23 protein-coding genes are annotated in these 25,973 nt (G+C 74.4%); 7 read left to right on the top strand and 16 right to left on the bottom strand.

Features of this window, described 5'->3' with window-relative positions; all coding sequences use genetic code 11:
* Positions 1-2: 2 nt before the first annotated feature.
* Entirely contained in the window at positions 3-1,220 is a 1,218-nt protein-coding gene (locus FB380_RS04615) for a cysteine desulfurase-like protein (protein ID WP_166754047.1), read from the bottom strand.
* 139 nt (positions 1,221-1,359) lie between these two features.
* Between FB380_RS04615 and FB380_RS04620 the strand changes: the two genes are divergently transcribed.
* On the top strand, positions 1,360-1,890 hold the full coding sequence (locus FB380_RS04620; RefSeq protein ID WP_166754048.1) for a bacterial proteasome activator family protein: 531 nt from the start codon (positions 1,360-1,362) through the stop codon (positions 1,888-1,890).
* 127 nt (positions 1,891-2,017) lie between these two features.
* Here FB380_RS04620 and FB380_RS04625 read toward each other — a convergent pair whose 3' ends face one another.
* From FB380_RS04625 to FB380_RS04645, 5 genes are read right to left on the bottom strand one after another with little or no spacing between them, the layout of a single operon-like run.
* A complete protein-coding gene (locus FB380_RS04625) occupies positions 2,018-2,380 on the bottom strand; it encodes a glycerol dehydratase reactivase beta/small subunit family protein (RefSeq protein ID WP_166754049.1) in 363 nt (120 codons plus the stop codon).
* Positions 2,365-4,245 carry a diol dehydratase reactivase subunit alpha gene (locus tag FB380_RS04630; protein WP_166754050.1) on the bottom strand — a complete coding sequence of 627 codons (1,881 nt, stop codon included), beginning with the start codon at positions 4,243-4,245 and terminating at the stop codon, positions 2,365-2,367. The genes FB380_RS04625 and FB380_RS04630 overlap by 16 nt, the downstream gene beginning before the upstream one ends.
* Before the next feature lies 1 nt (position 4,246).
* Positions 4,247-4,831 (bottom strand): propanediol/glycerol family dehydratase medium subunit, encoded by a 585-nt coding sequence (locus tag FB380_RS04635; protein WP_166754051.1) that lies wholly within the window; start codon positions 4,829-4,831, stop codon positions 4,247-4,249.
* 1 nt (position 4,832) lies between these two features.
* Entirely contained in the window at positions 4,833-6,545 is a 1,713-nt protein-coding gene (locus FB380_RS04640; RefSeq protein WP_166754052.1) for a propanediol/glycerol family dehydratase large subunit, read from the bottom strand.
* Positions 6,542-7,009 (bottom strand): diol dehydratase small subunit, encoded by a 468-nt coding sequence (locus tag FB380_RS04645; RefSeq protein ID WP_166754053.1) that lies wholly within the window; start codon positions 7,007-7,009, stop codon positions 6,542-6,544. Before FB380_RS04645 ends, FB380_RS04640 begins: the two co-directional genes overlap by 4 nt.
* A gap of 178 nt (positions 7,010-7,187) precedes the next feature.
* On the opposite strand from FB380_RS04645, the gene FB380_RS04650 reads away from it, so the two are divergent.
* On the top strand, positions 7,188-8,669 hold the full coding sequence (locus FB380_RS04650) for a sigma-54-dependent transcriptional regulator family protein (protein ID WP_166754054.1): 1,482 nt from the start codon (positions 7,188-7,190) through the stop codon (positions 8,667-8,669).
* A 106-nt stretch (positions 8,670-8,775) separates the two neighbouring features.
* Here FB380_RS04650 and FB380_RS04655 read toward each other — a convergent pair whose 3' ends face one another.
* From FB380_RS04655 to FB380_RS04680, 6 genes are all read right to left on the bottom strand, one after another.
* On the bottom strand, positions 8,776-10,341 hold the full coding sequence (locus FB380_RS04655; RefSeq protein ID WP_229681977.1) for a methyl-accepting chemotaxis protein: 1,566 nt from the start codon (positions 10,339-10,341) through the stop codon (positions 8,776-8,778).
* 303 nt (positions 10,342-10,644) lie between these two features.
* On the bottom strand, positions 10,645-12,375 hold the full coding sequence (locus FB380_RS04660; protein ID WP_229681978.1) for a methyl-accepting chemotaxis protein: 1,731 nt from the start codon (positions 12,373-12,375) through the stop codon (positions 10,645-10,647).
* A gap of 58 nt (positions 12,376-12,433) precedes the next feature.
* On the bottom strand, positions 12,434-13,243 hold the full coding sequence (locus FB380_RS04665) for an HAD family hydrolase (protein ID WP_166754056.1): 810 nt from the start codon (positions 13,241-13,243) through the stop codon (positions 12,434-12,436).
* On the bottom strand, positions 13,236-14,189 hold the full coding sequence (locus FB380_RS04670; protein ID WP_166754057.1) for an HAD family hydrolase: 954 nt from the start codon (positions 14,187-14,189) through the stop codon (positions 13,236-13,238). Before FB380_RS04670 ends, FB380_RS04665 begins: the two co-directional genes overlap by 8 nt.
* Complete coding sequence (gene serS / locus FB380_RS04675) at positions 14,186-15,490, bottom strand: serine--tRNA ligase (protein ID WP_166754058.1); 1,305 nt, start codon at positions 15,488-15,490, stop codon at positions 14,186-14,188. The genes FB380_RS04670 and serS overlap by 4 nt, the downstream gene beginning before the upstream one ends.
* A 49-nt stretch (positions 15,491-15,539) precedes the next feature.
* Positions 15,540-18,341 carry a hybrid sensor histidine kinase/response regulator gene (locus tag FB380_RS04680; RefSeq protein WP_166754059.1) on the bottom strand — a complete coding sequence of 934 codons (2,802 nt, stop codon included), beginning with the start codon at positions 18,339-18,341 and terminating at the stop codon, positions 15,540-15,542.
* 121 nt (positions 18,342-18,462) lie between these two features.
* On the opposite strand from FB380_RS04680, the gene FB380_RS04685 reads away from it, so the two are divergent.
* The 3 genes from FB380_RS04685 to FB380_RS04695 are packed head-to-tail and all read left to right on the top strand — an operon-like array spanning position 18,463 to position 21,430.
* Complete coding sequence (locus tag FB380_RS04685) at positions 18,463-18,849, top strand: response regulator transcription factor (RefSeq protein WP_166754060.1); 387 nt, start codon at positions 18,463-18,465, stop codon at positions 18,847-18,849.
* Entirely contained in the window at positions 18,846-19,937 is a 1,092-nt protein-coding gene (locus FB380_RS04690; protein WP_166754061.1) for a HEAT repeat domain-containing protein, read from the top strand. The genes FB380_RS04685 and FB380_RS04690 overlap by 4 nt, the downstream gene beginning before the upstream one ends.
* A complete protein-coding gene (locus FB380_RS04695; protein WP_166754062.1) occupies positions 19,934-21,430 on the top strand; it encodes a glycosyltransferase family 2 protein in 1,497 nt (498 codons plus the stop codon). The genes FB380_RS04690 and FB380_RS04695 overlap by 4 nt, the downstream gene beginning before the upstream one ends.
* A gap of 310 nt (positions 21,431-21,740) precedes the next feature.
* Here FB380_RS04695 and FB380_RS04700 read toward each other — a convergent pair whose 3' ends face one another.
* Positions 21,741-22,643, bottom strand: a complete 903-nt coding sequence (locus FB380_RS04700) for a hypothetical protein (RefSeq protein ID WP_166754063.1) — start codon at positions 22,641-22,643, stop codon at positions 21,741-21,743.
* Between the two features lie 128 nt (positions 22,644-22,771).
* Between FB380_RS04700 and FB380_RS04705 the strand changes: the two genes are divergently transcribed.
* Complete coding sequence (locus tag FB380_RS04705) at positions 22,772-23,119, top strand: PadR family transcriptional regulator (protein ID WP_229681979.1); 348 nt, start codon at positions 22,772-22,774, stop codon at positions 23,117-23,119.
* Positions 23,116-23,892, top strand: coding sequence for a hypothetical protein (locus tag FB380_RS04710; protein ID WP_166754065.1), 777 nt, complete (start codon positions 23,116-23,118; stop codon positions 23,890-23,892). Before FB380_RS04705 ends, FB380_RS04710 begins: the two co-directional genes overlap by 4 nt.
* A 221-nt stretch (positions 23,893-24,113) precedes the next feature.
* Here the strand turns inward: FB380_RS04710 and FB380_RS04715 are convergent, their stop codons facing one another.
* The 3 genes from FB380_RS04715 to FB380_RS04725 are packed head-to-tail and all read right to left on the bottom strand — an operon-like array spanning position 24,114 to position 25,854.
* Positions 24,114-24,626 (bottom strand): GNAT family N-acetyltransferase, encoded by a 513-nt coding sequence (locus FB380_RS04715; protein WP_166754066.1) that lies wholly within the window; start codon positions 24,624-24,626, stop codon positions 24,114-24,116.
* A 21-nt stretch (positions 24,627-24,647) separates the two neighbouring features.
* Positions 24,648-25,013 (bottom strand): hypothetical protein, encoded by a 366-nt coding sequence (locus FB380_RS04720; RefSeq protein ID WP_166754067.1) that lies wholly within the window; start codon positions 25,011-25,013, stop codon positions 24,648-24,650.
* On the bottom strand, positions 25,000-25,854 hold the full coding sequence (locus FB380_RS04725; protein ID WP_166754068.1) for a COG1361 family protein: 855 nt from the start codon (positions 25,852-25,854) through the stop codon (positions 25,000-25,002). The genes FB380_RS04720 and FB380_RS04725 overlap by 14 nt, the downstream gene beginning before the upstream one ends.
* Positions 25,855-25,973 lie beyond the last annotated feature (119 nt).

Raw genomic sequence — 25,973 nt, forward strand, 5'->3', positions numbered from 1 at the left:
CGTCAGCGCAGGTCGGCGACGGCCTCGACGAGGCGGTCGACCTCCTCGGCGGTGTTGTAGTGCATCAGGCCCAGTCGCACCGCGCCGCCGGCCTCGTTGACCCCGATCGCGTCGAACAGCTCCCGGGAGTAGAAGTCGCCGTCCCAGGCACAGACGCCGTTGCGGGCCAGCTCGGTGGCCGCCTGCCGGGGGCGCAGCCGGTCGACGGTGAAGGACAGCGTCGGCGTCGTCCACCCCGGGTCGCCCAGCACCTGCACGTGGGCCATCGACCGCAGCGCGGCGTCCAGCCGGGTGAACAGCTGCTCCTCGTAGCGGCTCACCGCGGCCATCGAGGTGCGCAGCCGTTCCCGCCGCGTGCCGGTGGCCTCGAGGCAGAGCGCCGCCAGGTGGTCGACCGAGGCCGCCACTCCGGCGTAGAGCTCGAACGGCGGCGCGCCCGTCTCGAACCGGTCGGGCACCCGCTCGGATGCGGGCAGCAGCTTGTCCGGCTCCAGCTCCTCGAGCAGCCCCGGGTGGGCGACCAGCGCGCCGACGTGCGGGCCGCACCACTTGTAGGCCGACAGCAGGAGGAAGTCCGCACCCAGCTCGTCGACGTCCAGCGGGGCGTGCGGCGCGGCGTGGGCGGCGTCGACGACGACCAGCGCCCCGACCCGGTGCGCCCGCTCGGCGATCGCGGCGACGTCGGGACGGGTGCCGATCGCGCTGCTGGCCGCGGTGACGGCGACCAGCCGGGTGCGGGCGGTGACCAGTTCGTCGTACTGCCAGTCCGGCAGCTCCCCGGTCTCGATGTCCACCTCGGCCCACCGCACGGTCATCCCGAGCGCGGCGGCGACCTGCAGCCACGGGCGGATGTTGGCGTCGTGGTCTAGCCGGCTGACCACGATCTCGTCGCCGTGACCCCAGTGCTTGGCCAGCGCCCGGGCGACGCCGTACGTCAGCGTGGTCAGGTTCGGTCCGAGGACGACGCCGGCAGGCGAGCCGCCCACCAGATCGGCCACCGCGGACCGCGCGCCGGCGACCAGCTGCTCGGCCCGGGCGGAGGAGGCGAAGACGCCGCCCCGGCCGGCGATCGGCACCCGCATCGCCTGGGAGACGGCGCGCACCACGCTCTCCGGGACCAGCGCGCCGCCGGGTCCGTCGGCGTGCACGAGGCCGTCGGACAGCCCGGGGAACAGGCCCCGGACGCGGGCCACGTCCAGCTGGCCCTCCCCCGACGACATGGCGGGGAGCGTAGTTCCTCCGGCTGTGCCCATCGGTCCGCCTCCGCGGCGCCCGCCGGTGCGCCTCCGCCCGCGCCCGCGGGCGCCGCTGGCGTCGGGTACCCGGCGGCACCGGACGGCGCCGGGGCAGGATGGGGGCATGACAGCACCAGGCACCGGTGAGCCCCGTCCCCAGCAGGTCCTCGTCGTGGGCCCGGACGGTCAGCCGGTCGGGGGCATGACCCTGTCCGACGGCGACGAGGGCAGCATGGCCGGGGTCGGCGACCTCGTCGAGCAGCCGGCCAAGGTCATGCGGATCGGCACGATGATCAAGCAGCTGCTCGAGGAGGTGCGGGCGGCGCCCCTGGACGACGCCAGCCGGAACCGGCTGCGCGACATCCACGCCTCCTCGATCCGCGAGCTCGAGCAGGGGCTGGCCCCCGAGCTGCGCGAGGAGCTGGACCGGATCACGCTGCCGTTCACCGAGGGCGAGACCCCCTCGGACGCCGAGCTGCGGATCGCCCAGGCCCAGCTGGTCGGCTGGCTGGAGGGCGTCTTCCACGGCATCCAGACCGCGCTCTTCGCCCAGCAGATGGCCGCCCGCGCCCAGCTGGAGGAGATGCGTCGCAAGGCCCTCCCGCCGGGTGCGCCGGCCCAGGAGCACCGGCCCGGCGGCGGCCAGTACCTGTGATCCCGGCCCAGCCGATCCCGGCCCAGCCGATCCCGGCCCAGCCGATCCCGGCCCAGCCGATCCCGGCCCAGCCGATCCCGGCGTAGCTGGTCCCGGCCCAGCTGGTCCCGGCTCAGCTGGTCCCGGCTCAGCTCAACGGCAGGCCCTTCACGATCCGGGCCGCGACCCGGCCGGCCCGCCGCCAGTCCCCGGGCCCGGCGTCCCGGCCCGTGGTCGCGGCCGGGCCGTGCGCGGGCAGCTTGCCGTGGTGCACCGCGACCGCGCCGTCGTCGTCGACGCCGATGCCCACCTCCAGCTGCGAGGCCCGGGCGGCCGCGTGCGCCAGCCCGACGGCGTCGGCCGGCCGGCCCGGCACGTCGACGACGTCGGTGGGCACGCCTTCCTCCTCCGCGCCGGCGCGCACCTCGCGCAGCACCGCGGCCGGCGCACCCGGGGGACGGTGCACCAGGACGGCCGGCCGCGCTGCGGCGCCGCTCAGCCGGCCGGGCACGACATCGCGGCCGCGTGGGACCGGACCAGTCCCGAGGCCACGGCGGTGCGCGGGCCCTGGGTGCCCAGCACGTTGCCGGTGCCGCAGACGATGCCGTAGGGCGCCAGCTCGTCGGCGATCAGCTCGGGGATCTCGAAGTCCAGCGCCGAGCCGCCCAGCAGCACCACGAAGTCCAGTGCCCGCAGGTCGCCCCCGGGCGCGACCTGCCGCAGCGCCCGGACGGCGTTGACGACGAAGACCCGGCTCTTGGCCGCCCGGCGCACCCGGCGGACGTGGTCCAGGCCGTGCCGGGTGTCGACGGGCACCGGGCCGTCCGGCGTCATCACCACGACGCGGGCGAAGACCTGCGGCGGGAACGGGTGGTCGAAGAACTGCACCGTGCCGTCCTCGTGCCGCAGGTGGAAGAAGCTCTCCACCTTGGCCAGCGGGTGCCACTTGACGCCCTCGGCGACCTCCCGGTCCCCCAGCGCCAGCTCGGAGTCGATCAGCTTGGTCACCAGCTCCCCGGCGCCGGCCACGTGGACGGCGGTGCACACCCCGTCCCGGGTCATCAGCGCGGCGTCGGTCGACCCGCCGCCGAGGTCCAGGACGGCGACCGGCCGGTCGACGCCGGGGGTGGTCAGCGCCCCGCCCACGGCCATCTCCCCCTCGACCCCGCCGATCTCCGCCCGGGCCCCGAGCGCGGCGGACACCTGGTCGGCGACCAGCTGCATCCGGCTGCGGCTGGTCCGCACCATCGCCGCTAGCGCCACGGCGTTCTCCAGCGCGACCTCACCGGCCAGCCCGCCGCGCACCTCGGCGGGCACGAAGGTGTCCACCGCCAGGACGTCGCGGATGGCGATCGCCGCCGGCTCCGCCGACCCGTCGGCGTCGTGCAGCACGTCGGTCATCGTGTCCCGGACCTGGGCGAGCATCCCGCCGACGTGGGTGCCCGGCTCCCCGTGCACGTCGTCCAGCGGCTGGAGGCGGGCGACGGTGGCCATGATCGCCTCGGCCCCGGCGTCGACGTCGACGCGGAGCTCCCGCCCCGCGCCGCGCAGCACCAGCTCCCCGACCGGGATCCGCCGGTCGGTGACGTCGCCGGACGGGGTGCGCACCACCACCGCCGACCGGTTCCCGGTGAGTGCGCGGGCCACCGGGGAGACCGCCCGGGTCTGGTCGGGGTCCAGGCCGAACACCGAGGCCAGCCCGTAGCTGTCCGACAGCGTGCGGATGGTCCGGCCCGGTGCGGCCACCTCGACCGCGGCCAGCATGCCCAGCGGCACCTTCTCGACCGCGCGCACCTCGTCGACGACCGGCACCGGGAAGTCCAGCCGGTTGGTGACCAGCACGGCGTCGTCCCCGGCGAGGACGGCGGCCACCACTGCCACCCCGCGGGCGACGGCGGCGTTGACCACCCGCGCGACGTCGTCGAAGTCCCATTCGACCGGCACCACGCAGACCACCGGTTCGCCCGGGGGGTGCCCCGCCAGGTCGGCGATCGCCACGGTGGTGCCCACCGCGAGCCCCTGCCCGCCCGGGGTCGTCGGGTTGTGCCCGATCATCGTGGACTCGGTGATGATCGTCTCGGTGATGGTCTCCATCGCCAGGCCGCTGATCACCGGGGTGGCCTCGTTGAGCAGGACGGTGTGCACCTCCTCGGGCCGCCGTCCGGCCCGCGCGAGCACGTCGCGGACCACCCGGAGCGCGCCGGCGGTGTTGTCCGGGGTGCCCTTGACGCCGGTGGTGCGGGTCAGGTCGGCGCCCAGGTAGGTCACCGACCCGTCCGGAGCGAGGCTGGCCAGGCAGGCCTCGGTCGTCGAGTTGCCGATGTCGACGCCGACGACCAGCCGGGCCGACGACGGGTCGTGGCCGGGCGCCCCCACCTCAGCCCACGGGGGCCGGCTCGAAGACGGCCTCGACCTCCACCGGGCTCCGGCCGGTCTCGATGCACTCGAACTCCTTGAGGTGCAGGAGCGCGGCCTTGGCCTGCCAGCGGGGTCGGGCCATCTGGTCGTTGCGCGTGGGCACCGGCTGGGGCGACTCCCCCTTGGCGTACTGCGCGGCGTTGGACCCGATCATGCGGAACACCGCCGGGTCCAGCAGCGGCGACTGCGGGAACAGCTCCAGGTTGCTCAGCCGGGCGAGGTCCTTCTGGTGGATCATCGTCGTCCCGCGGGACAGCACGCCGACGGCGATGCCGGAGCCGGACAGCTTGGCGCCGAGGTGTGCGATCGCCGCCAGGTCCGCGGTCTCCCGGACCCGGACCAGCCGGGAGGCCACGCCCTGCTCCTCGATGCCGGCCATCAGCTGGCGCAGCACCTCGGCGTGCGGGACGTCGACGATCGTCTTGGTGAAGTGCCCGGCGAAGGCCGGGGAGACGGCGATGACCACCTCGTCGGGGCGGGTGCCCCGCATCGCCGGGGACAGCTCGCGGAGCCGGACGGTGCGGTCGGGGGCGGCGGTCGTCATCTCAGCCCACCTCGCTCTCGGGGTCGGTCGCGGACGTGACGTGCCGCAGCTTCTTCAGCTCCGCCCAGCGTTCGCCCTGCAGGCGGTAGCCGGTGCCGGGGCCGGCGTAGTCGTTCGGGTCGTTGATCGCCGACAGCGGGGTGAAGTCGGCGGTGAGCACCGCGGAGGTCTGCAGCAGGTCCCCGGAGACCCGCTGGCGCAGCACGGTCAGCAGGTTCTCGGCGACGTCGGAGAACCCGCCGGCCTCCAGCCCCTTGACCAGGTCCAGGCCGGTGATGCCCCGGTCCATGACCGCCTGGGCGCCCTTGAGGTCGGCGAGCACGTCGCGGAACGGGTAGTCGGCGGAGGAGTTGGCGTAGGTCGCGGCCTCCACCTCCTCGTCGGTGACCGCCGGCAGGTCCAGGTGGGCGAACAGCGCCTGCAGCGCCCGGGCCGCCTTGCCCCGGGCGAGCAGGATCTCGTCCTCCCGCACGTGCCGCAGCCCGCCGTCGACCTGGAAGTCGCGCTGGATGGTGTTCCAGTCGTCGTAGTCCTCGGTGTCGAAGTTCGACCCGGCGAACATGTTGTCCGCGTTCGGCACCGCCGAGTAGCCGGAGCAGACGAAGTCGGTGCCGGGCAGCAGCTGCGGCATCATCCGGGCGGTCCGGCGCATCGCCGAGTGGGAGAACGACTGGTCGTTCCCGGAGGCGCACTCCAGGTCCATCATGCTGGCCACCAGGTTCTCCGCGGCCACCGCGCGCAGCCCACCGGGGACGGCGCCGGGCACCCCGATGCAGCTGATCGAGCCGTTCTGCAGGCCCTGCACCCCGGCTCCCTTGGCCATCAGGATGCAGCGGATCTCCAGGAAGAGCATCGACTTGCCCTCGGCGTTGCCCATCTGCACCTCCGAGCCGGTGCCGGAGGTGAAGCGCATCTTGATCCCGCGGGAGGCGTAGGCGGAGGCGAGGAACGCCTTGGACCACGGGGTGTCGTCGCCGTCGATGAACACCGACTCGGTGCCGTAGATCGAGATCGTCTCGGCGTAGGCGGTGATGCCGCGCATGCCGAGCTCGAGCTCGGTGGCCTCCTCCAGCGCGCACTGGGTGAGCACGCCGCCGCGGCCGACCTGGGCGCCCACCTGCAGCGCGATCGCCACCAGGGGCGCGTAGCGGACGACGCCGAGCGTCGTCTCCAGCTCGGCGAAGCCGCGCAGCGCCCCCTCCGCCGCGTCCGCGGCGACCTGGATGGGGTTGTCCCGGGCGCTGGTGGAGTGCGCCTGGTTGGCCGGGGTGCGCCGGGCGCGCATCTTCTGCATCCCCTGCATGATCTCGACGACGTTCATCAGCTTGACGACGTCGAGGACCTTCGCCGGGGTCAGCCCACGGGTGACCGCGAGGACCTCGTCCCGGGACACCCGCGGGTCGATGAGCATCCGGGCGATCTCCGCCGAGGGGAGGGCGTTGGACTCCTCGGCGGAGGCCACGTCGATGGCGTGGTCGGCGATGAAGGTGTCCATGAAGTCGAAGTCGGCGCGCTGCTTGCCGTCCAGCTCGACGATGCGACCGTCCTCGACGCGCACGCTGGGCGCCGGGTCGAAGTCGCTCTCCATCGCGACGAGGCCCTTCTCGGGCCACTCCTCGACGAACCCGTCGAGGTTGACCGGGCGGGCCTCCAGGACCTCGGTGCGCAGCGAGTGCCGGGGCTGGTCCGCCGGCCGCGGCTGGGTGGCGGTCATGGGGTGTCCTCTCCGTCCTCGGAGCCGGCGTCGTCGGGCCGGGCGAGCAGGTCGCGGCGGGCGTAGACCTCGGCTGCCTCGCGGACGAGCGCCGCGCACACCGGCGCGGACCAGGTCCCCTGCAGGCGGTCGGCCAGCTCGGTGAGCTGGGCGGCGGTGGAGGCGCGCGGGCGCAGCGCGTTGTACATGCCGAGCACCTCGGCGTCGGGGATCGCGCACATCTCCGCGGCCCGCCGGAAGTTCATGGCCAGCTGCGGGCGGTTGCTGGCATCGGCCAGCTGGGCCTGCAGCTCCAGGGTCTCCGGGGCGATCCGCAGGTCCTCGGCCGACAGCTCGCCCGACACGACCGCGTCCATCGTGAGCGCGGTGATCGGCTTGCCCGTCGGCGTCCGGAGCAGTTCCGGCCGGTTGACCGACAGCGGGTAGTCCCCGGTGGTCAGTCCGGTGTCCAGCGAGGTGCTCATCGACGCATCCCTCCTCGTCCGTCCATCGACCGGGACTGTGACACAGCGCACGTTGCCTCTCCGTTGCATCCGGCACGGCCGGGGCCGCCGCCGGTGGTTGCCGGGGGTCGGGGGGTGAGCGATGATCCGCACCGGCGCCACTGCCGGCGCCTGCGCTGCGAGGCCGCCCGGGGGTGCGATGTCCGTCCATGCGGGGCACCCGGCCGGTGAGGACCCCCGCGGGCACGCCCGGACGCTCGCCGAGACCTTCGACGCGGTGCTCGGTCAGGACACCGTCGTCCACGCGCCGCGGCCGATGATCTCCGCGTCCTGGGCGCGGAGCCTCGCCGCGCAGATCGACCCGGAGCGCCGGACGCCGCCGGTGGTCCACGCACCGGACGAACTCGACGACCTGCGCGCCGCCCACCCGCTGAACGTGGTCATGCCGCTGCTGCGCAGCGCCCTGGTGGGCATCGCGGACGAGACGGTGCACCTGGTCCTCGTCACCGACGCCGCCGGTCACGTCCTGTGGCGGGACGGCGACCGCGACCTCCTCGGCCGGGCGGACCGGGTCGGGCTCTTCCCCGGCACCGACTGGAGCGAGGCCGCCATCGGGACGAACGCGATGGGCACCGCCCTCGCCGTCGGCACCCCGGTGCAGATCCACTCGGCGGAGCACCTCGTCCGCACGTACCACTCCTGGACCTGCATCGCCGCCCCCGTGCACGACCCGGAGACCGGGGCGATCATCGGCGTCCTCGACGTCAGCGGGCCGCTGCAGACGGTGTACCCAGCCCTGGCCCAGCTGGTGGCGGCCACCGCCCGGTTGGCCGAGGACCAGCTGCGGGTCCGGCTCGCCATCGCCGACGAGCGCCTGCGGCAGCGGCACCTGCGGTCGATCGGCGACGCCGGGGCCCTCGTGACGCCGAGCGGCCGGGTGGTGGCCGCCGAGCCCGCCGCCCGGTGGCCGGCCCGGGTCCAGCTCGACGACACCGACCTGGTCCGGCTGCCCGACGGCGGGGAGGCGCGGGTCGAGCGGCTGACCGACGGCTGCCTGCTGCGCACCGCCGTCCGCAGGTCCCGCTCACCGCACCCCCCGGTCGAGCACCCGGTGTCGCTGCGGTGCACCGGGAACGAGACGCCCACGGTGTCCGTCGCCGGCCGCTCGGTCCCGTTGCCGCTGCGCCTGGCGGAGCTGCTCACCACCCTGGCGCTGCACCCCGAGGGCCTCACCGGGGAGCAGCTCGCCCAGCTGCTCTACGGCGACCGGGGGAACCAGACGACGGTGCGCGGGGAGATCCGCCGGCTCCGCGCCGTGGTCGGCGCCGACCTGCTGCAGACCCGGCCCTACCGGCTGGTGGCCGAGGTCGCGAGCGACTTCGGCACGGCGGGCCGGGCGCTGGCGGCCCGGCAGCTGACCGCCGCCCTCAGCGTGTGCCGCGGGCCGGTCCTGCCCCGGTCGGAGGCGGTGGAGATCCGGCAGCTGAGCGACGAGCTCACCGCCGGCCTGCGTCGGGCGGTGCTCGACTCCGACGACGCGGAGCTGCTGCACCGCTTCAGCACCCACCCCCTGGGTGAGCACGACGGCGCGGTGCACGACCGGCTGGCCGAGCTCCTCCCCCGGGACGACCCGCGGTCGGCCGCGGTCGCCGTCCGCCGGGCGCGGCTGCTGTCGGACTGAGCACGCGACCGGCGTCCCACCGGGTCCACGGGACGTGCTGGCGCGGCCCCGCTTCAGGGGCCCGCCGCCGAGCTCGCGAGGTGGTGGGGGGAAGCGGGGTCCTTCTTCAGACGGTGAACCGCCGGACGGCCTCCTGCAGCTCGTCGCTCATCCGGGCCAGGTCCGCGGCCGAGCGCTGCGCCTCCGCCACGCCCTCGTTGGTCTGCTGGGTGCCGGCCGCGAGCCCGGAGATCGCGGTGGCGATGCTCCGCGAGCTGCCCGCCGCCTCGGCGACGTTGCGGTTCATCTCGTTGGTGGTCGCGGTCTGCTCCTCCACCGCCGCGGCGATGGTGGCCTGGTAGTCGTTGATCTCGCCGATCACCGAGCTGATCTCCCCGATGGCCGAGACCGCCCCGGCCGTGTCGGCCTGGATCGCCTCCACGCGCTGGGAGATGTCCTCGGTCGCCCGGGCGGTCTCCTGCGCCAGCTCCTTCACCTCGCTGGCCACCACCGCGAACCCCTTGCCCGCCTCACCGGCCCGGGCGGCCTCGATCGTCGCGTTCAGCGCCAGCAGGTTCGTCTGCTCGGCGATCCCGTTGATCAGCTTCACCACCGTGGCGATCTCCTGCGAGGAGTCACCCAGCTTGCCGACCGTGCGGGTGGTGTTCTCCGCGACCGCGACGGCCTGCCCGGCCACCCGCGACGCCTCGCTGGCGTTCCGGCTGATCTCCCGGATCGCCGCCTCCATCTGCTGGGAGCCGGTGGCGACGGTGTCGACGCTGGCGGCGACCTCCCCGGCGGAGCTGACGACGACGTCGGCCTGGCCGGTCGCCGCCCGGGCGCTCTGCGCCATGCCGGCGGCGCCGTCGTTCAGCGCCTGCGAGGCCACCGCGAGCCGGCCGGCGGAGTCGCTGACCAGCCGGAGCACCCCACCGAGCGACTCCAGGGTCGAGTCCAGCGACCGGGCGACCTCGCCGATCTCGGCACCACCGGTGGCGCCGGCGCGGACGCTCAGGTCACCGTCGGCCACCTGGTCCAGCACCTCACGGACCCGCTGCACGGGGCGCATCACCGACCGGACGACGAGCAGGGCCAGCAGCACGGAGACGAGCAGCCCGACCACGACGATCACCACCGTGAGGGTGCGCGCACTGGTGTAGGCGTCCTCGGCTTCCTGCGCCTCGCCCACGGCCGCCTCCTCGGCAGCGGCCGTGGCGTCGACCAGCGCCTCGGAGATGGTGGCCTGGGTGGCGGTCATCGCCTGGATGATCGGGCCCGTCACCGCGCGGTTCCCCGGCGGGGCCTGCTGGAGCTGTGCGAGCAGGGACAGGTACTCCTGCGTCCCGGCACTGAAGGTCTCGAAGGCGGCCCGCGTCTGCGGGGTGAGCGGCATCTCCTCGACGGCGGCGGTCTGCTCGGCCAGGGTCGCCACCCCGTCGGTGAAGCCCTGGGCAGAAGCGGCGAGCGTCTCGGCGGGCAGGGTTGGGATGCTCGTCCGAGCGGAGTAGGTCTGCAGCTGCCACCACTGGGCCTGCAACTGGCGCAGCCCGTCCAGCGGCACGGCGCCCTCCGAGTACACCTGCTCCGCCTTGTCGCTGAGCGTCGACATCCGCTGGATGCCGACCAGCCCGACGGTCAGGGTGGTCAGCGCCACCAGGAAGATCGCCAGCAGCAGTCGGCCGCGCAACCCCACCCGGCCGGCCAGGGACCTCCCTGCCCCCCTCGACTCGGTGGTTGCCGGTCCCTGCGCCATGACGTCCATCTGTCCCTCTTCTGCCCACGGCGCGCCCGTGCGGCCCGCTCCTCTCTGATCGGCAGCAGCGCCCACTCCTTGACCCGGCGTGACGGGCGCGACGGTCCGGGCGGTGCTGCCCGGCCGGCCCGGGACGACGACGGCGCCGGCCACCGCGCGTGCGGTGACCGGCGCCGGGCCCGGCGACGTGCGGGGACGACCCCCCTCCCCGGGCCGTCCTGACCCGGGGAGGGAGGCCCTCCGTCAGACGGTGAACCGGCTGACCGCCTCCTGGAGCTCGTCGCTCATCCGGGACAGCTCGGCCGCGGACTGCTGGGCCTCCGCGACCCGCTGGTTGGTCTCCGCCGTGCCGGCCGCCAGCCCGGTGATCGCGGTGGCGATGCTCCGCGAGCTGCCCGCCGCCTCGGCCACGTTGCGGTTCATCTCGTTGGTGGTCGCGGTCTGCTCCTCCACCGCCGCCGCGATCGTGGCCTGGAAGTCGTTGATCTGGCCGATCACGGTGCTGATCTCCCCGATGGCGTCGACCGCGCCGGCGGTGTCGCCCTGGATCGCCTCCACCCTGCGGGAGATGTCCTCGGTCGCCCGGGCGGTCTCCTGCGCCAGCTCCTTCACCTCACTGGCCACCACCGCGAAGCCCTTGCCCGCCTCACCGGCCCGGGCGGCCTCGATCGTCGCGTTCAGCGCCAGCAGGTTCGTCTGCTCGGCGATCCCGTTGATCAGCTTCACCACCGTGGCGATCTCCTGCGAGGAGTCACCCAGCTTCCCGACCGTGCGGGTGGTGTTCTCCGCGACCGCGACGGCCTGCCCGGCCACCCGCGACGCCTCGCTGGCGTTCCGGCTGATCTCCCGGATCGCCGCCTCCATCTGCTGCGACCCGGTCGACACCGTGTCCACGCTGGCGGCGACCTCGCCGGCCGAGGCCACCACGACGTCGGCCTGGCCCGCGGCGTTGCGCGCGTTGCCGGCCATGGCCTCCGCACCCGCGTTCAGCTGCAGGGACGCCGTCGCCAGCCGCCCGGCCGAGTCGTTCACCAGGCTCAGCACGCCACCGAGCGCATCCAGCGTCTCGTCCAGCGACTCCGCGACCTGGCCGAGCTCGGCACCACCGGTCCGGCCGGCGCGCACCCGCAGGTCACCGGCGGTCACCTGGGCGAGCACCTCGCGGATGCGCTCCACCGGCCGGGTCACGCTGCGGGCCACCAGCACGGCCAGCGCGACGGAGACCGCGAACCCGATCACCACGCCGAGGAGCGTCAGCGTGCGCGCTGCGGCGTAGGCGTCGCGGGCCTCCTGGACGGTGGCCTCGGTGGCCGCGATCTGCGCGTCGCTGGCCGCCGTGAGCGCGTCGATGGCGTTCGTCTCGGCCTCGATCAGCGTGGGCAGCAGGGACAACGGGTCACCGCCGGCGGCGCCGATCTCGGCCATCTGGGCGCTGGTCTCGTCGTAGAGCTGGATCGCGGCCTGGAAGTCCTGGAACGCGGCCTCGGTGTCCGGCCGGAGGGCCACCTGGTCCAGGTCGACGCGCAGCCCGTCCAGCGTCTCCCGGATCGTCACCATCTGCTCCTGCAGGGCCTGGACGATCTCCGGCGAGAGGCCCGCACCCGTGGACCGGGAGATGGTCGCCTGGTACTGCCAGTAGGTGGAACGCAGCAGCAGGATGTCGCGGAGCGGAACGGCGCCCTCCTCGTAGACCACCTCGGCCTGGTGGCTCAGCGCAGACATCCGGGAGATGCCGAGGCCACCGACGACGAGGGTCATCAGCGCAACGGTGAGGAAGGCCGCGAGCAACCTGCCGCGCAGCCCCAGCCGGGTCAGCGGGTTGCCCCCGGGCTCGTCCGCCGGGTCAGGGACGTACCGGTCGGAGTCGCGGGTCCCGGGGTCGTGGGTCGCGGGGTGGTGGGTCGTCGCGTCCATGCCGTGCCTCTCGTAGCGCGGGCGCACCAGCGCGCCCTCCGCCCATGGGATCGGCACCATGCGGGAACGATTCCACCTGAGTCCCGCTGACGGAACGAGCCCGTCCGTTACCGCAGGGTCAGGCGCGCAGGGACGCCAGCAGCCTCGCGACGCCCTCGGCGTCGTTCGAGTCGGTCACGTCGGTGGCCGCCGCCAGCACGTCGGGGTGGGCGTGCGCCATCGCCACGGCCCGGCCGCCCCCCTCGCGCACCCAGTCGAAGGCGGCCAGGTCGTTGGGCATGTCGCCGAAGTAGACGACGTCGGCCGCCGTCAGCCCCCGTTCGGCGGCGAGCCGGGCAAGGCCGGAGGCCTTCGTGATCCCGACGGCGGAGATCTCGGCCATCGCGTCGGAGGAGGAGTAGGTGACCGTGGCGGTGTCCTCCACGACGTCGGCGACCAGGGCGACGAACTCGTCGCGGCCCATCCGCTCGTGCCGGGCCAGCAGCTTGGCCACCGGCTGGGCGACCATCTCGGCCAGGGTGGCCACCGCGACGCCGGGGGCGTCCCGGTCCCAGCGCGGCCGGTAGACCGGCTCGTGCCGGAACTGGTCGCCGTACTCGACGGCGAACCAGGTGTCGGGCTGGTGCTCACGCAGCCGCCCGGTGATCTGCTGGAGCACCTCGGGCTGGACCGGGTGCTCCTCCAGCACCTGGAACTCGTCCAGGTCCAGCAGCACCGCACCGTTGCAGCAGATCGCGGTGCCGCCGCCCAGGCGGTCCCGCACCCCGAGCATCCAGCGGGGCGGGCGGCCGGTGGCCAGGACCAGCGGCACCCCCTCGCCGGCCCAGCGCTGCAGCTCCACCAGGGTCGCGTCGCTGATCGTCTCGTCGCTGCGCAGCAGCGTGCCGTCGAGGTCGCTGACGATGAGCTTCGGGCGCCAGTCAGACAACGGTTCCCTCCAGTGCGAGCAGGGCCTCGAGGTAGCGGGCGACGCCGTCGGCGTCGTGGCCGCTGGTCCGGTCACCGGCGGCGGCCCGGACGGCGGGGTGGGCGTTGGCCATCGCGACCGCCCGGCCCCCCGCGGCGGTGACCGCCTCGAACATCGGCAGGTCGTTGGGCATGTCGCCGAACACCAGCACCTCGCCGAACCCGACGCCCAGCTCGTCGAGGACGACGGCCAGCCCGGTGGCCTTGGTGACCCCCGGCGGGAGCACCTCGATGAACCCCAGCCCGGCGTGGGTCAGCTCGGCGTCGGCCGGGTCGACCACCGAGCGGGCCAGCGCGACCAGCCGGTCCTCCGCCAGGCGCGGGGAGCGGAGGAACACCTTGAGCACCGCACCGACCGGCAGCACGTCGTGCCGGGGCAGCAGGTGCGCCGGCTCCGGGTAGGGCCAGTCGAAGCCGTGCTGCACCCGCAGCGGGCGCAGCGCCTCGGCCTGCTCGGCGGCGTCCTCCACCGCCACGATCAGCTCGCCGGCGACGTCCTCGATCGAGGCGATCACCGCGGTGGCGACCTCGCGGGTCATCCCGACGGTGCGCAGCACCTCGTCCGGTGCGCCACCGCTGCCGAACCGGACGACGTAGCCACCCTGGGCGAGGACGGCGATGCCCCGGCCCGCCATCGCGGCGCGGACGCTCTCCAGCAACCGCGGCCCGCGGCCGGTCGCGCCGACCACCGGGATGCCCGCGGCCCGGCAGGCGGCGATCGCTGCGGCGGTGCGCCCGCTGACCTCGCCGGCCGAGTCGAGCAGCGTGCCGTCCATGTCGCTGACCACCAGCCGCGGTCGCCAGCTGCCCAGCCGGGACCCGAGGTCGCCGAGGTCGACCAGCTCCTGCGCGTGGACCGCCGCGGCCGGGGCGGTGAGGCCACCGCCGCGGGGCTGGTCTCCGGTCATGCGGGGACGCCCGGGCCGGCGACCGCGGCCAGCGACATGCCCGGGGTGAGCACCTCGTGGCCGCCCAGCCAGGGGCGCAGCGCCACCGGCACGCGCACCGAGCCGTCGGCCTGCTGGTGCACCTCGAGCAGGCAGGCGATGGTGCGGGCGATCGCGCACAGCGTGCCGTTCAGCGTGGCCACCGGCTGCGGCTTCCCGTCGGCGTCCCGGTGCCGGACCTGCAGCCGGCGCGCCTGGAAGGTGGTGCAGTCCGACGTGCTGGTGAGCTCTCGGTAGGTGCCCTGGCTGGGGAACCAGGCCTCGATGTCGAACTTCCGGGCGGCGCTGGTGCCCAGGTCACCGGCGGCGATGTCGACCACCCGGTAGGGCAGCTCGAGGGCCTGCAGGAACTCCTCCTCCCACTGCAGCAGCCGGCGGTGCTCGGCGGCGGCCTCCTCGGGGGCGCAGAAGCTGAACATCTCGACCTTGTCGAACCAGTGCACCCGGATGATGCCGCGGGTGTCCTTGCCGTAGGAGCCGGCCTCGCGGCGGAAGCACGAGGACCAGCCGGCGTACCGCTTGGGGCCGGCGGAGAGGTCCAGCACCTCCTTGCTGTGCATCCCGGCGATCGCCACCTCGGAGGTGCCGACGAGGTAGAGGTCGTCGCGCTCGACCCGGTAGACCTCCTCGTCGTGCTCGCCGAGGAAGCCGGTGCCCTCCATCGCCTCGGGCTTGACCAGCGCGGGCGCCACCACCGGGACGAAGCCGGCGGCGACGGCGCGGGTGATGGCCAGCTGGGCCAGCGCGAACTCCAGCAGCGCGCCGGGGCCGGTCAGGAAGTAGAAGCGGGCACCGGAGACCTTGGCGCCGCGCTCCATGTCGATGGCGCCGAGGGCCTCACCGATCTGCAGGTGGTCGCGCACCTCGAAGTCGTAGGCGGGCACCTCGCCCACCGTCCGGATCTCCACGGCGTCGTCCTCGCCGCCCGGCGGCACGTCGGGGTGGACGACGTTGGGGAGGCGCAGGTGCAGCGCGTGCAGCGCCGCGTCGGCGGTGCGCTCGGCCTCCTCGGCCTCCTTCACCTGCGCGGCCAGCGCCTTCGCCCGCTCCAGGACGGCGGGGCGCTCCTCCTTCGACGCGCCGCGCACCGCCTGCGAGGCCGCCTTCTGCTCCGCGCGCAGGTCGTCGGCGGCCTTCACCGCGGCCCGCCGCTCGGCGTCGGCGGTCAGCAACTGGTCGACCAGGGACTCGTCGGCACCCCGGGCACGCTGACTGGCGCGGACGAGGTCGGGGTTCTCGCGGACGAGGCGCAGGTCGATCACGACGTGATCGTAGGTGCCGGGACCCACGACCGACCTCGCGCGCCCCGGGTCACCGCGGGACCTCCAGCAGGGTCCGCACCGCCGAGCCCACCCGGGTGCTCTCCTCGTCCAGGCTGGACAGCAGTTCCTGGTGCGCCGGCGACAGGTCGCCGCCCAGGTCCTCCAGGCGCTGGCAGAGCTCGGCGAGCCGGAGCGCGCCGAGGGCCGCGCTGCTGCCCTTCAGCCGATGGGCCAGCCGGTCCATCGACTCCTCGTCGTCCCCGGTCGTCGCCGGGCCCTCGGCCGCGGCCAGGAGGGCGGCGACCGTGGACTCCAGGCTCGTCACGTACTGCCCGTAGAGGTGCCGGAACCCGTCGTCGCCGAGGTCGCGCAGCTCCTCGACCGTCTCGCTGTCCAGGGGCGACAGCTCGTCCGGGGCCACCGGCACGGCCGCCCCGGCCTCCATCACGGACGTACTGGCGTTGCCGGCGGTGGCGTAGGGGCTCAGCGCCTGCTGGAGGACGGCGAGCCGGACCGGCTTGGTCAGGAACAGGTCGGCGCCGGCCTCGAGGAAGGCCGCCCGGTCGCTGGCCAGGACACTCGCGGTGACCGCCATGATCACCGGCTGCGGCCCGGGCAGGGCGCGGATGGCCGTGGTGGCGTCGACCCCGCCCATGACCGGCATCTGCGCGTCCATCAGCACGACGTCGTAGGCGCCCTCCAGCACGGCGTCCACCGCCTGCTCGCCGTTGCCGACGTGGACGCAGTCGTGACCGAGCTGGTCGAGGTAGAGGCTCATCAGCCGGGCGTTCACCGCGTGGTCCTCGGCGACGAGCACTCGCAGCCGGCCGGTCTGCCCCGGCCGCACCGGCCGCCCGGGGGCCGGGTGCGGCGGCAGGCCCGCCCCGGTCGACGAGGCCGCCAGGACCGTGCCCACGGTGTGCAGGAGGCGGTCGGGGCGGACCGGCTTGTGCAGCCGGGCGGCGAACTCGCTCAGCTCGTCGGCCTGGACGCCGGCGGAGCTGCTGAGCAGGACCAGCGGGAGCGTCGCCGTCCCCGGACGCCCGTGGACGGCCCGGGCGAGGGCCACGCCGTCCATCCCGGGCATGTGCAGGTCGAGGACGGCGAGATCGAACGGGTCGCCGTCGGCCAGTGCCTCCAGCGCCTCGGCGCCGCCGCGGGCCAGCACGCAGTGCGCCCCGTACTGGGTCAGCTGGTGGTCCAGGATCCGCAGGTTGGTCGGGTTGTCGTCCACGACCAGCACCCGGCGCCCGGCCAGGTCGGCCGCTGAGGACGGCTGCTGGTCCGCGAGTGCCTCCAGCCGCACCTGGACGGTGAACGTGGACCCGCGGCCGGCCTGGCTGTCGACCGTGATGTCGCCGCCCATCGCCCGGGCGATGCGCTGGCTGATGGCCAGCCCCAGCCCGGTCCCGCCGTAGGAGCGGGTGGTGGAGGTGTCGACCTGGCTGAAGGACCGGAAGAGCCGGTGGCGCTGGTCGGCGGGGATGCCGATGCCGGTGTCGGAGACCGAGATGGCGCAGCCGACCTCGTCGCCCGGGCCGCCGGGCCCGGCGCTGACCCCGATCAGGACCTGCCCGGAGGTGGTGAACTTCAGCGCGTTCCCGACCAGGTTGATCACCACCTGCCGCAACCGCGGCCCGTCCCCGGCGAACCGCCAGGAGCGGTCGGCTGGGACGTCCACGAGCAGGTCCAGCCCCTTGCCCGCGGCCTGCGGCGCGAGCAGCTGGGCGACGTCGTAGACGAGGTCGTGCAGGTCGAACGGCGCGGTCTCCAGGTCCAGCTCACCGGCCTCGATCTTGGAGAAGTCGAGGATGTCGTTGATCAGCGTCAGCAGGCTGTCGCCGCTGCCGGCGATCGTCTCCAGGTGACCGCGCTGCTCCGGGGTCAGGCCGGTGGTCAGCAACAGGTCGGTGAGGCCGAGGACGGCGTTGAGCGGCGTGCGGATCTCGTGGCTCATCGTGGCCAGGAACGCCGTCTTCGCCTGCCCGGCGCGCTCGGCCTGGTCCCGCGCGTCGACCAGTTCCCGCTCGCGTTCGGCCACCAGGGCGTTCCGGTCCTCCAGGGCCTGGCCCAGGGCGTTCACGTCGCCGGTGATCTCCCGGAACTCGGTCGGACCGCTCTCGGTCGCCCGCCGGGCCACGTCGCCGGCGGCCAGCGCCGCCAGGGTGTCCCGGACCTCCCGGGTGGGCGGCAGCAGCTCCTCGGCCAGCTCGCGGTTCGCCCGGCGGACGGCGAGGGCCACCACGCCCGCCACCAGGAGACCGAGCACGGCACCGCCCAGCAGCACGACCCGCTGCTGGCTGATCACCCGGTCGCGCCGGTCCTCCACGGTGGACCGCACGTCCGCCTGGACCTCCCGGTAGGCGTCGAACAGCTGCTTGTCCCGGCTGAGCAGGTCGCTCAGCGCGGCGATGTCGTCCATCGCCGGCGGGGCGGCCAGCATCGGGGTGGCCCAGCTGTCGATCCAGCGGGCCTCGGCGCCCTGCAGCCCGACCAGCTCCTGCTGCAGCCCGTCGTCCTCCGCCGCCAGGACGGCGAGCGCGGCGTCCAGCTCCGCGAGGTCGGCGACGCCCTGGTCGTACGGCTGCAGGAAGCGGTCCTCCCGGGCGACCAGGTAGCCACGCAGGCCGGTCTCCTGGTTGATCATCGCGCTGTGGCTGTCCTGCAGGGCGCTGAGCGTCTCGTTGGCCCGGTCGACCCGCTCGCCCAGCACCACCACGGCGAGCACGGCCAGGCCCAGCGTCGTCAGCGCGACGGTGGTCAGCGCGGCCAGCCCGACCAGCAGCGGACGCCGCAGGAGGACGCGGAGGGGACGCCCGGGGGACGTCGGGAGGTGCTGCTCGGCGGTCACCCCCTCCAGATCGACCGCGGGGGCCGGTTCCTTGAGGCGGACGGGGCTGGCCCGGTGACCGCTTCAGTCCCGCGGCCGACGTGCCGATGGAGCGGCGCACCCACCCTCTGATCGGAGCCCCATGACCCACGTCCTGGTCGTCGACGACGACCCCGTCATCGCCGACCTCGTGGCCTTCCGGCTCGGCCGGCTCGGCCTGCAGGTCACCGTCGAGACCGACGGGGAGGCCGGCCTGGCCGCGATCCGGCAGCTGCGCCCGGACCTGGTCGTGCTCGACTGGATGATGCCGCGGATGAACGGCCTGGAGGTGTGCCGGGCCGTCCGCGAGGACCCCGATCCCGTCCTGGCCGGCACCCCCGTCCTGCTGCTGACCGCCAAGGCGCAGGAGCCGGACCTGGAACGCGGCTTCGCCGCCGGCGCCACCGACTTCGTCACCAAGCCGTTCAGCACCCGGGAGCTGGTCAGCCGGGTCACCGCCGCGCTCCCGGCGGGCAGCGTCTCCGCGTGACCACCGTCGCCGGGGTCGCGCTGGTGCTGGGCGTCGTGCTGGCCGGGCTGGTGGTCGTGCTGCTCCTCGCGGTCGCCCTCCAGCACCGGCAGCGGACCCGCCGCCAGGCCCGCGACGCCCGGCGCCGGGCCGAGCTGATGCCCACCGTGCACGCGCTCCTGGACGACCCTGCGGACGACGCGGACGACGACCCGGCGGCCGACCCGCAGCTCGCCTCCGCCCCCCGCCTCCTCGACGACCTCGTGCTCGACCTGCTCCCCCAGCTGCGGGGCAGCGACCGGCAGGCCCTGCAGCGGGTGCTGGCCGCCCGCGGGGTCGTCGGCCGGGCCGCGGCCGACCTCACCGCCCGGGCCGCCTGGCGGCGTGGCCGGGCCGCGACGCTGCTCGGCTCGGCCGCCGCCACCGAGCACACGCCGGCCCTGGCCGCCCGCCTGGCCGACCGCTCCGCCGACGTCCGCAGCGCCGCCGCCCGCGCCCTCGGCAAGGCCGGCGACCCGGCGTCGGTGACCCCCTTGCTGGCCGCGCTGGCCGGCCCCCGCCCGCTCCCCCTCGGCGTGGTCGGCATGGCCCTGCTCGACCTCGGCACCCCCGTGCTCCCCGCGCTGCGCACCGCCCTGACCGACGGCAGCCCGGCGGCCCGGGCCCTGGCCGCCGAGGTGCTCGGCGTGCACGGCGACCCCGCCGCGGCACCCGGCCTGCTCGCCCTGCTCCACGACCGCTGGCAGCCTCCCGAGGTGCGCCGGGCCGCCGCGACGGCACTGGGCCGGATCGGCTCCCCGCAGGCGACGGCGGAGCTCACCCAGCTGCTCGCGACCGGGCCGGTGCCCGCGCTGCAGCGGGTCGCCGCCGAGGCCCTCGGCCGCATCGGCGACCCTGCCGCCGTCCCCACCCTCGTCTCCGGCCTGCACGCCACCGACCCCGGCGTGCGCGCGGCCTGCGCCGACGCCCTCGCCGCGATCGGCGACGAGGGCCGCGGCCGGCTCCGGGTGCTGGCCATCGGCAGCAGCCCGGCCGGCCGGGCGGCGCTGGCCGCGCTCGACGCGGTCGCCACCGCGCGGCAGTGGCGCCGGCCGGTGACGTCCCGATGAGGGAGCTGGCCGCCGACGTCGTCCTGGCCCTGAACTGGACCGTGTTCGGCTACGTCGTCGTCCTCGACCTCACCATGCTGCTGCTGGTGCTCGCCGGCGCCCGGCGGGTGGCCACCAGCCGGCGCTGGCGGGGCGCCGAGGGCCACGACGAGATCTTCGCCAGCCCGCTGACCCCGGCGGTCACGGTGCTGGTGCCCGCGCACGACGAGGAGGCCGGCGTCCTGGACACCCTCGCCGCCGCCCTCGGCCAGCGCTACCCGGCCCTGGAGGTGGTGCTGGTCGACGACGGCTCGACCGACCGGACCTTCGAGCTGGTGGAACGCCGCTACGCCCTGCGCGAGGTGGTGCCGCACCCGACGGCCGCCCTGCGGGTCGACGGCGAGGTGCTCTCCGTGCACCGCGCCACCACCGGGGACCCGCTCACGGTGATCCGCAAGACCAGCGTCGGACGGCGCTCCGACGCGATCAACGCCGGGCTCAACCTCGCCCGGCACCCCTTGGTGTGCATGGTCGACGGCGACTCGCTGCTGGAGTCCGACGCGCTGCTGCGGGTGGCCCGGCCGTTCGTGGAGGACCCGGCGCAGGTGGTCGCCACCGGTGGCGTGATCCGGACCGCGAACGGCGCGCTCACCGACCGGGGCACCGTGCTGGAGCCGCGGCTGTCGCAGAACTGGCTGGTGCGGATCCAGGCCGTGGAGTACCTGCGCTCGTTCCTGCTGGGGCGCACCGGCTGGGCCGACGCCAACGCGCTGCTGATCATCTCCGGGGCGTTCGGGCTGTTCCGGCGTGACCTGCTCGTCGAGATCGGCGGCCTGGACCCGCGGTCCCTGGCCGAGGACGCCGAGCTGGTCGTCACCCTGCAGGAGAAGCTGCGCCGGGAGCGCCGTCCGCACCGCGTCGTCTTCGTGCCGGAGCCGGTCTGCTGGACCGAGGTGCCCGAGACGTGGCAGGTGCTGGGCCGGCAGCGCAAGCGCTGGGCGCACGGCCTGGGGCAGCTGCTGTGGAAGCACCGCCGGATGATGGGCAACCCCCGCTACGGCGTCGTGGGCACGGTCGCGCTGCCGTTCTTCCTGCTCTTCGAGCTGCTCGGCCCCGTGGTCGAGGTGGTCGGGCTGGCCTCGGTGGCCCTGTCGGCGGGCCTCGGTCTGCTGGACCCCGGCACGGCGCTGCTGATGGTCGGCCTGGCGCTGGCCCTGGGGACGCTGCTGTCGACGACCACCATCGCGGTCGAGGAGTTCACGTTCCACCGCTACCGCCGGGGCCGGGACCTGCTCGCCCTGCTCGCCGCCGGGGTGCTGGAGAACGTCGGCTACCGGCAGTTGCACGCCTGGTTCCGACTGCGCGGCCTGGTCGCCGCGCTCACCCGGCGGGCCCCGGTGTGGACGCCGATGCCGCGGGTGGGCTTCGCCGGTGGCATCCCGCTGCCCGACGCGCCGGCGGACGCCGGCGGGCAGCAGGCCGCCGGCGGCCGGCTCACGCCCGTCCCGTCCTGACCCCGGTCACCCGCTCAGTTCTTCGCTCTCCTGACCCTGGGTCGACGGCGAGCCCGCTGAGGACGATCTGACCTCCTCGCAGCCGGGACTCCCCGCCACTGCATGCGGGAGCCCCAGCCTCTGCCTGCAAGACCTCCATGGAGACCAACGGCCGCAACTCCGCCAAGGTCAAGTACGAGCGCGACGGCACCGACCGCATCACACACGCCGCGCTACTAGCGCTGGGGTCTCTGCAGCGACGTTCGCTGAGGCTCCACCAGCGACGGAGACACAGTGGACGTCGCACTCGCCAACGACCTGCGGGTACCGGTCAGCCCAGGGGCTGCCAGTAGTTCATGGCCTGCGGCGGCTCAGGCAGCTGCGGCAGGGCCGTGGTGTCGATGAAGACCGAGCGGATCCAGTGGGTGCACTCCCAGTCCCACGCCCACAGCGTCGTGGTCCCGCTCTGCGGGCTGCTGACCGGGACGTACAGGGCACTGAGCAGGCCGGCGAAGCTCAGGTGCACGCCGTCGTAGTCGGCGGCCAGCGCGCTCCAGGTCGGAGCCAGGCCGTTGTCGATCTCGGCCACTTCGCGCAGGCTGGAGTCGGAGCCGTGGTGGGTGGCTGGATCGCCGTAGCGGGTGCTCAGTGCGTGCCAGTCGGCGGCGGAGTGGACCTCGGCGATGCGGGCGTGCTCGGCCACCTGCAGACGCCGCTGATCCACCGGGTATGCCGGGTCCCAGTCACTGGCCCCGCAGGCCAGCTCGGCGTGGGCGCTGGAGCGGATCGGCTCGCCCGCGGGAACCGCCAGCTCGGTGGAGGTGATCAGTGCATGGACGGGCTTCTGTGCGTACGTCTCCCACGAGCCAATCGGCCCGACGGGCACGGGCACCTGGAACGGATCCGGTTGTCGGTCCTCGCGGCCGGTCAGCAGCAGTTGGGCATCACGCTGCAGCGGGGCGTCCCACCAGGAGTTGCGCTCATCGGCCAGCACTGCTGCCAGCAAGGAGCGCAGCGGCCGAGCGGCCTCGAGGACGTCGGCACGGACGACGGCCGGGCGGGTGCCACCGCTCCAGGGGTTCAGCTCGCGCAGGGCGGTGCTGGCCAGCGTGCAGGCGGTGGCCGGGTCGGCCAGCTGGTCGCCGTCCAGGTCGTTGCGATCGGCCAGCACGAGGAACGCTGCGGCCAGCGGCGCCTGCAGGAAGTCCTCGATGCGCTGCTCCAGAGCGGACACACGGCCAGTCTGAACGGTCAAGGACAGCAGCCGTAGCGAGCAGCAGGGGACTAGACAGGCGAGCTAAGTAGGGCCACTGTCTAGCCATGCCCTCGGACGCCACACCCAGCGAATGGCTCAGAGGGGTCTTGGAGCTGTGCGTCCTGCGGGTGATGGCCGAGGGCCCCACGTACGGGTACGCCATCGCCGCCGAGCTCGCCGCCGCAGGGTTCGGGGACATCAAGGGCGGCACCCTCTACCCGCTGCTGGCCCGCCTGGAGAAGAACGGCCTGGTCACCGTCGAGTGGCGGCCCGGTGAAGGCGGGCCAGGGCGCAAGTACTTCACCCTCACCGCTGCCGGCCGCGACCAGCTGGACGCCGGCCTCGCCCAGTGGCAGGTCTTCTCGGCCACGGTCTCCGACCACCTCTCTCCCACCGGCACCGACCAGATGGCCTCACCAGCCGGATCCCGGACCTACTCGAGGAGCACCACATGAGCAGCTCACTCCCTTCCCGCCCCTCCTCTCAGGAGGTCTGGGAGCGACCGTTCGTGAAGACCCACGACGCGTGGTGCGGCGACTTCGTCCTCGAGCTCCGACTCCGAGACGTCCCCGGCCCGGTGATCGGCGACCGCCTGGCAGAGGTCGAGACGCACTGCACCGAGACGGGCGAGGCGCCCTCGGATGCCTTCGGCGACCCGACCGACTACGCAGCACGGCTCGACCACGACAGCGCCCCCGAACGCGCGCAGGGGGTCTGGACGGTCACCGCCGCAGGCGCCGCCCAGGTCCCGGCCATCCTCGTCGGCATCTCAGCGGTCCCGGCCTGGGCCCGCGGAGAACCCCTCACCTACAACGTCGGCCAGGTCGCCTGCCTCGGACTGCTCCTGCTCGTCCTGCTGAGCCTGCCGCTGCTGCTGCGCCCGATGCTGCGTCATCCCTGGATCATCGGCGGCCCCCTGTTCGCAGTGGTCTTCCTCGGAGTCGGCGTCGCGGCCCTGTCCAGTCGCGCCGACCTACCGACCGTCGCCCAACTCCCCGCACCCGTCGTCGCGATCGGGCTCTTCCTGGCCGTCCTGGTCCTGGCGTGGATCGAGTACCGCGAGCTGGCCCGTGACATCGAGGGCGACCTCGTGACCTCCCCTCTCGAGGCACCCCCCGGCCAGCCGGCGGCCACAGCTCGTCACAGGCGATGGGTCACCATCGCGCCCGCCTGCCTGGGCCCCGCCGCCTACCTCGCCTTCGCAGCCCTGGGTTGGCTGGCCGCCTGACCAACCGCCGTCCCACCAGGCGACCGCCTACCGGCGCCCGTTCCTGCACAGGTACCCCAACCGGAGCACGCTCCGGCTACCGCCGACCCAGGGACAAAGGGCGTTGTGTTGTATCCGGCTTCCTCCCCGGAGGGCTCGCGCCACGTGGCCCCGTGGCCCCGTGGCGACGGCGTCTGGGCGTTTGCCGTGAGGTGTGACTGCGAGTGGTGGCGCTGCGACGTCTACCCGGGCTGTGGCGCCAGGTAGATCCGGACGTCATGGCGCAGCCCTTCGGGGGTGGTCCAGTCGGCGACACGTCGATCGACCAGCTGCCAACCGAGTCGTTCGTACAAAAAGACCGCCGGCGCACCGTCGTCGACGACGTCGAGCATCAACTGGAGTTCCCGACGTTGCGCCCAGTCCTGCGCCGCCGAGAGCAGTCGGGCACCCAGAGCGAGACCGCGACCACGGACCGCGGGTGAGGTGAACAGCCGGGAGACGCCGGCCAGTCGGTCGCTCGACACCCCGGCCAGCGCGGCGACCAGTGCGTCGTCGACGCCTGTCACCACGCAGACGTGACCTGAGACGGTGCCGTCGTCCTCACAGGCCACGAAGGCAGCAGAGCAGTCCGGAGGGCTCAGCCACGCCGTGGGATCCGCAGGCCACCGTGTCGGATACCCATCGGACTCATGCACGTCCCGGAGCGCCTGGACGCATCCATCGAGGTCCTGATCATCCCGGTCTCGGATGTTCACGGGATCACGTGTGGCGTCAGCTCAGCCCGCGGGGCAGCCGACTGCACTGATCTCGGCGAACTGGTCGACCAGCGCCGGGGAGTCGGCGAGCGCGTCGTGCCACTCCTTCCACTGCTGGTGGGTGAAGCCGGCCGCGGCGAGGCGGTCGTCGAGGTCGGCGGTGATGCCGGCCTCCTCGGCGAAGCTCATCGAGTCGATCTCGCACTGCCGGACGAACTCGACCTCGGCGAGCCGGCGGGTGGTCGCGTCCGCGGCCGTGCCGTCGGCGGCCGCGCTGACGCTCTCGGCAGCGGCCCCGGTGCCGCAGGCGGTCGTCCCGGCGACGAGCGCCAGCGCCGCCCCGGCGACCAGCGTCCGCAGCGGCCGGCGCAGCTCACTGCACGACAAGGGTCACCGTCCCGGAGACGGTCTGCGGTGCCGCAGCGGTGTAGGAGACGGTGAGGGGCAGGACGTAGCTGCCGGGTGCCAGGCCGGTCGCGTCGAACCGGACGGCGACGTGGTCGGTGCTCCCCCCGACGAGCGCGCTGCCGCCGGCGAGCCGGCTGGCGGTGGCGTCGCCGGGGTAGGCGACGGCCAGCCCGGCCGGCAGCGGCCCCAGCCGCACGCTGACGTCGGCCAGGTCGGCCTGGCCGCCGGTGAAGGCGATCTGCTGGAACCCGTTGCTGCCCGCCGCGACAGACAGGCTCGCGGTGTCCTGGGTGAACGCCGGCCCGACGGCCGGCTGCACGGGCACGGTGACCGTGGCCGTTGTGCTGTGCCGGCGGGCCTTGTCGTCGTTGCCGCCGCCCTGCTCCTTGCACCGCCCGTTGTCGCCGCAGGTGTCTGTGTAGCTCGAGAGCAGGGTGATCTGGAACGGCGTCGTCTGGGTGTACGGGACCGCCAGCTTGACCGCGGTGAAGTCACGGGTCGTCCCGACCAGGGTCGCCGACCCGTACAGCGAGGTGTCGGAGCCGCCGCGCGTGGTCGGGTAGCTGACGGCCACCCCCGCGGGCGCGGTCACCGTGGTCGACCAGTCGGTCACCGTCCGGTCGGCGGTCCAGACCACCGACAGCCAGGCCGACTGCCCGGGGACGACGGGTGCGGTCTGCGTGGTGATCGCCCGGACGCCCGTCTTGTCCGCGTCGGCCACCGCGGCCGGCGGGCCGAGCAGCGAGCCGGCGAGGACGGCGCCCAGCAGCGCGACGAGGACCGTGCCCCGTCGCCGCCCCGGCCTGCGCACCCGTGCCATGCCACCACCCGGTCGACCGGGGACCGCCGAACGGGTCCCGTGCGAGCGGCACGCTAGCGACCGCACCCCGTCGATCGTGGCCCGGACGGTGGGCAAGTCGTGCCAAGAACACCACCCCG

The organism is Modestobacter marinus, assembly GCF_011758655.1.
GTDB lineage: Bacteria > Actinomycetota > Actinomycetes > Mycobacteriales > Geodermatophilaceae > Modestobacter > Modestobacter marinus.

Excerpts from the sequence above, each read along its gene's own strand:
- FB380_RS04615 (WP_166754047.1), bottom strand. The coding sequence starts at position 1,220 with ATGTCGTCGGGGGAGGGCCAGCTGGACGTGGCCCGCGTCCGGGGCCTG.
- FB380_RS04620 (WP_166754048.1), top strand. The coding sequence starts at position 1,360 with ATGACAGCACCAGGCACCGGTGAGCCCCGTCCCCAGCAGGTCCTCGTC.
- FB380_RS04635 (WP_166754051.1), bottom strand. The coding sequence starts at position 4,831 with ATGACGACCGCCGCCCCCGACCGCACCGTCCGGCTCCGCGAGCTGTCC.
- FB380_RS04640 (WP_166754052.1), bottom strand. The coding sequence starts at position 6,545 with ATGACCGCCACCCAGCCGCGGCCGGCGGACCAGCCCCGGCACTCGCTG.
- FB380_RS04645 (WP_166754053.1), bottom strand. The coding sequence starts at position 7,009 with ATGAGCACCTCGCTGGACACCGGACTGACCACCGGGGACTACCCGCTG.
- FB380_RS04650 (WP_166754054.1), top strand. The coding sequence starts at position 7,188 with ATGTCCGTCCATGCGGGGCACCCGGCCGGTGAGGACCCCCGCGGGCAC.
- FB380_RS04660 (WP_229681978.1), bottom strand. The coding sequence starts at position 12,375 with ATGGTGCCGATCCCATGGGCGGAGGGCGCGCTGGTGCGCCCGCGCTAC.
- FB380_RS04670 (WP_166754057.1), bottom strand. The coding sequence starts at position 14,189 with ATGACCGGAGACCAGCCCCGCGGCGGTGGCCTCACCGCCCCGGCCGCG.
- FB380_RS04685 (WP_166754060.1), top strand. The coding sequence starts at position 18,463 with ATGACCCACGTCCTGGTCGTCGACGACGACCCCGTCATCGCCGACCTC.
- FB380_RS04695 (WP_166754062.1), top strand. The coding sequence starts at position 19,934 with ATGAGGGAGCTGGCCGCCGACGTCGTCCTGGCCCTGAACTGGACCGTG.
- FB380_RS04710 (WP_166754065.1), top strand. The coding sequence starts at position 23,116 with ATGAGCAGCTCACTCCCTTCCCGCCCCTCCTCTCAGGAGGTCTGGGAG.
- FB380_RS04725 (WP_166754068.1), bottom strand. The coding sequence starts at position 25,854 with ATGGCACGGGTGCGCAGGCCGGGGCGGCGACGGGGCACGGTCCTCGTC.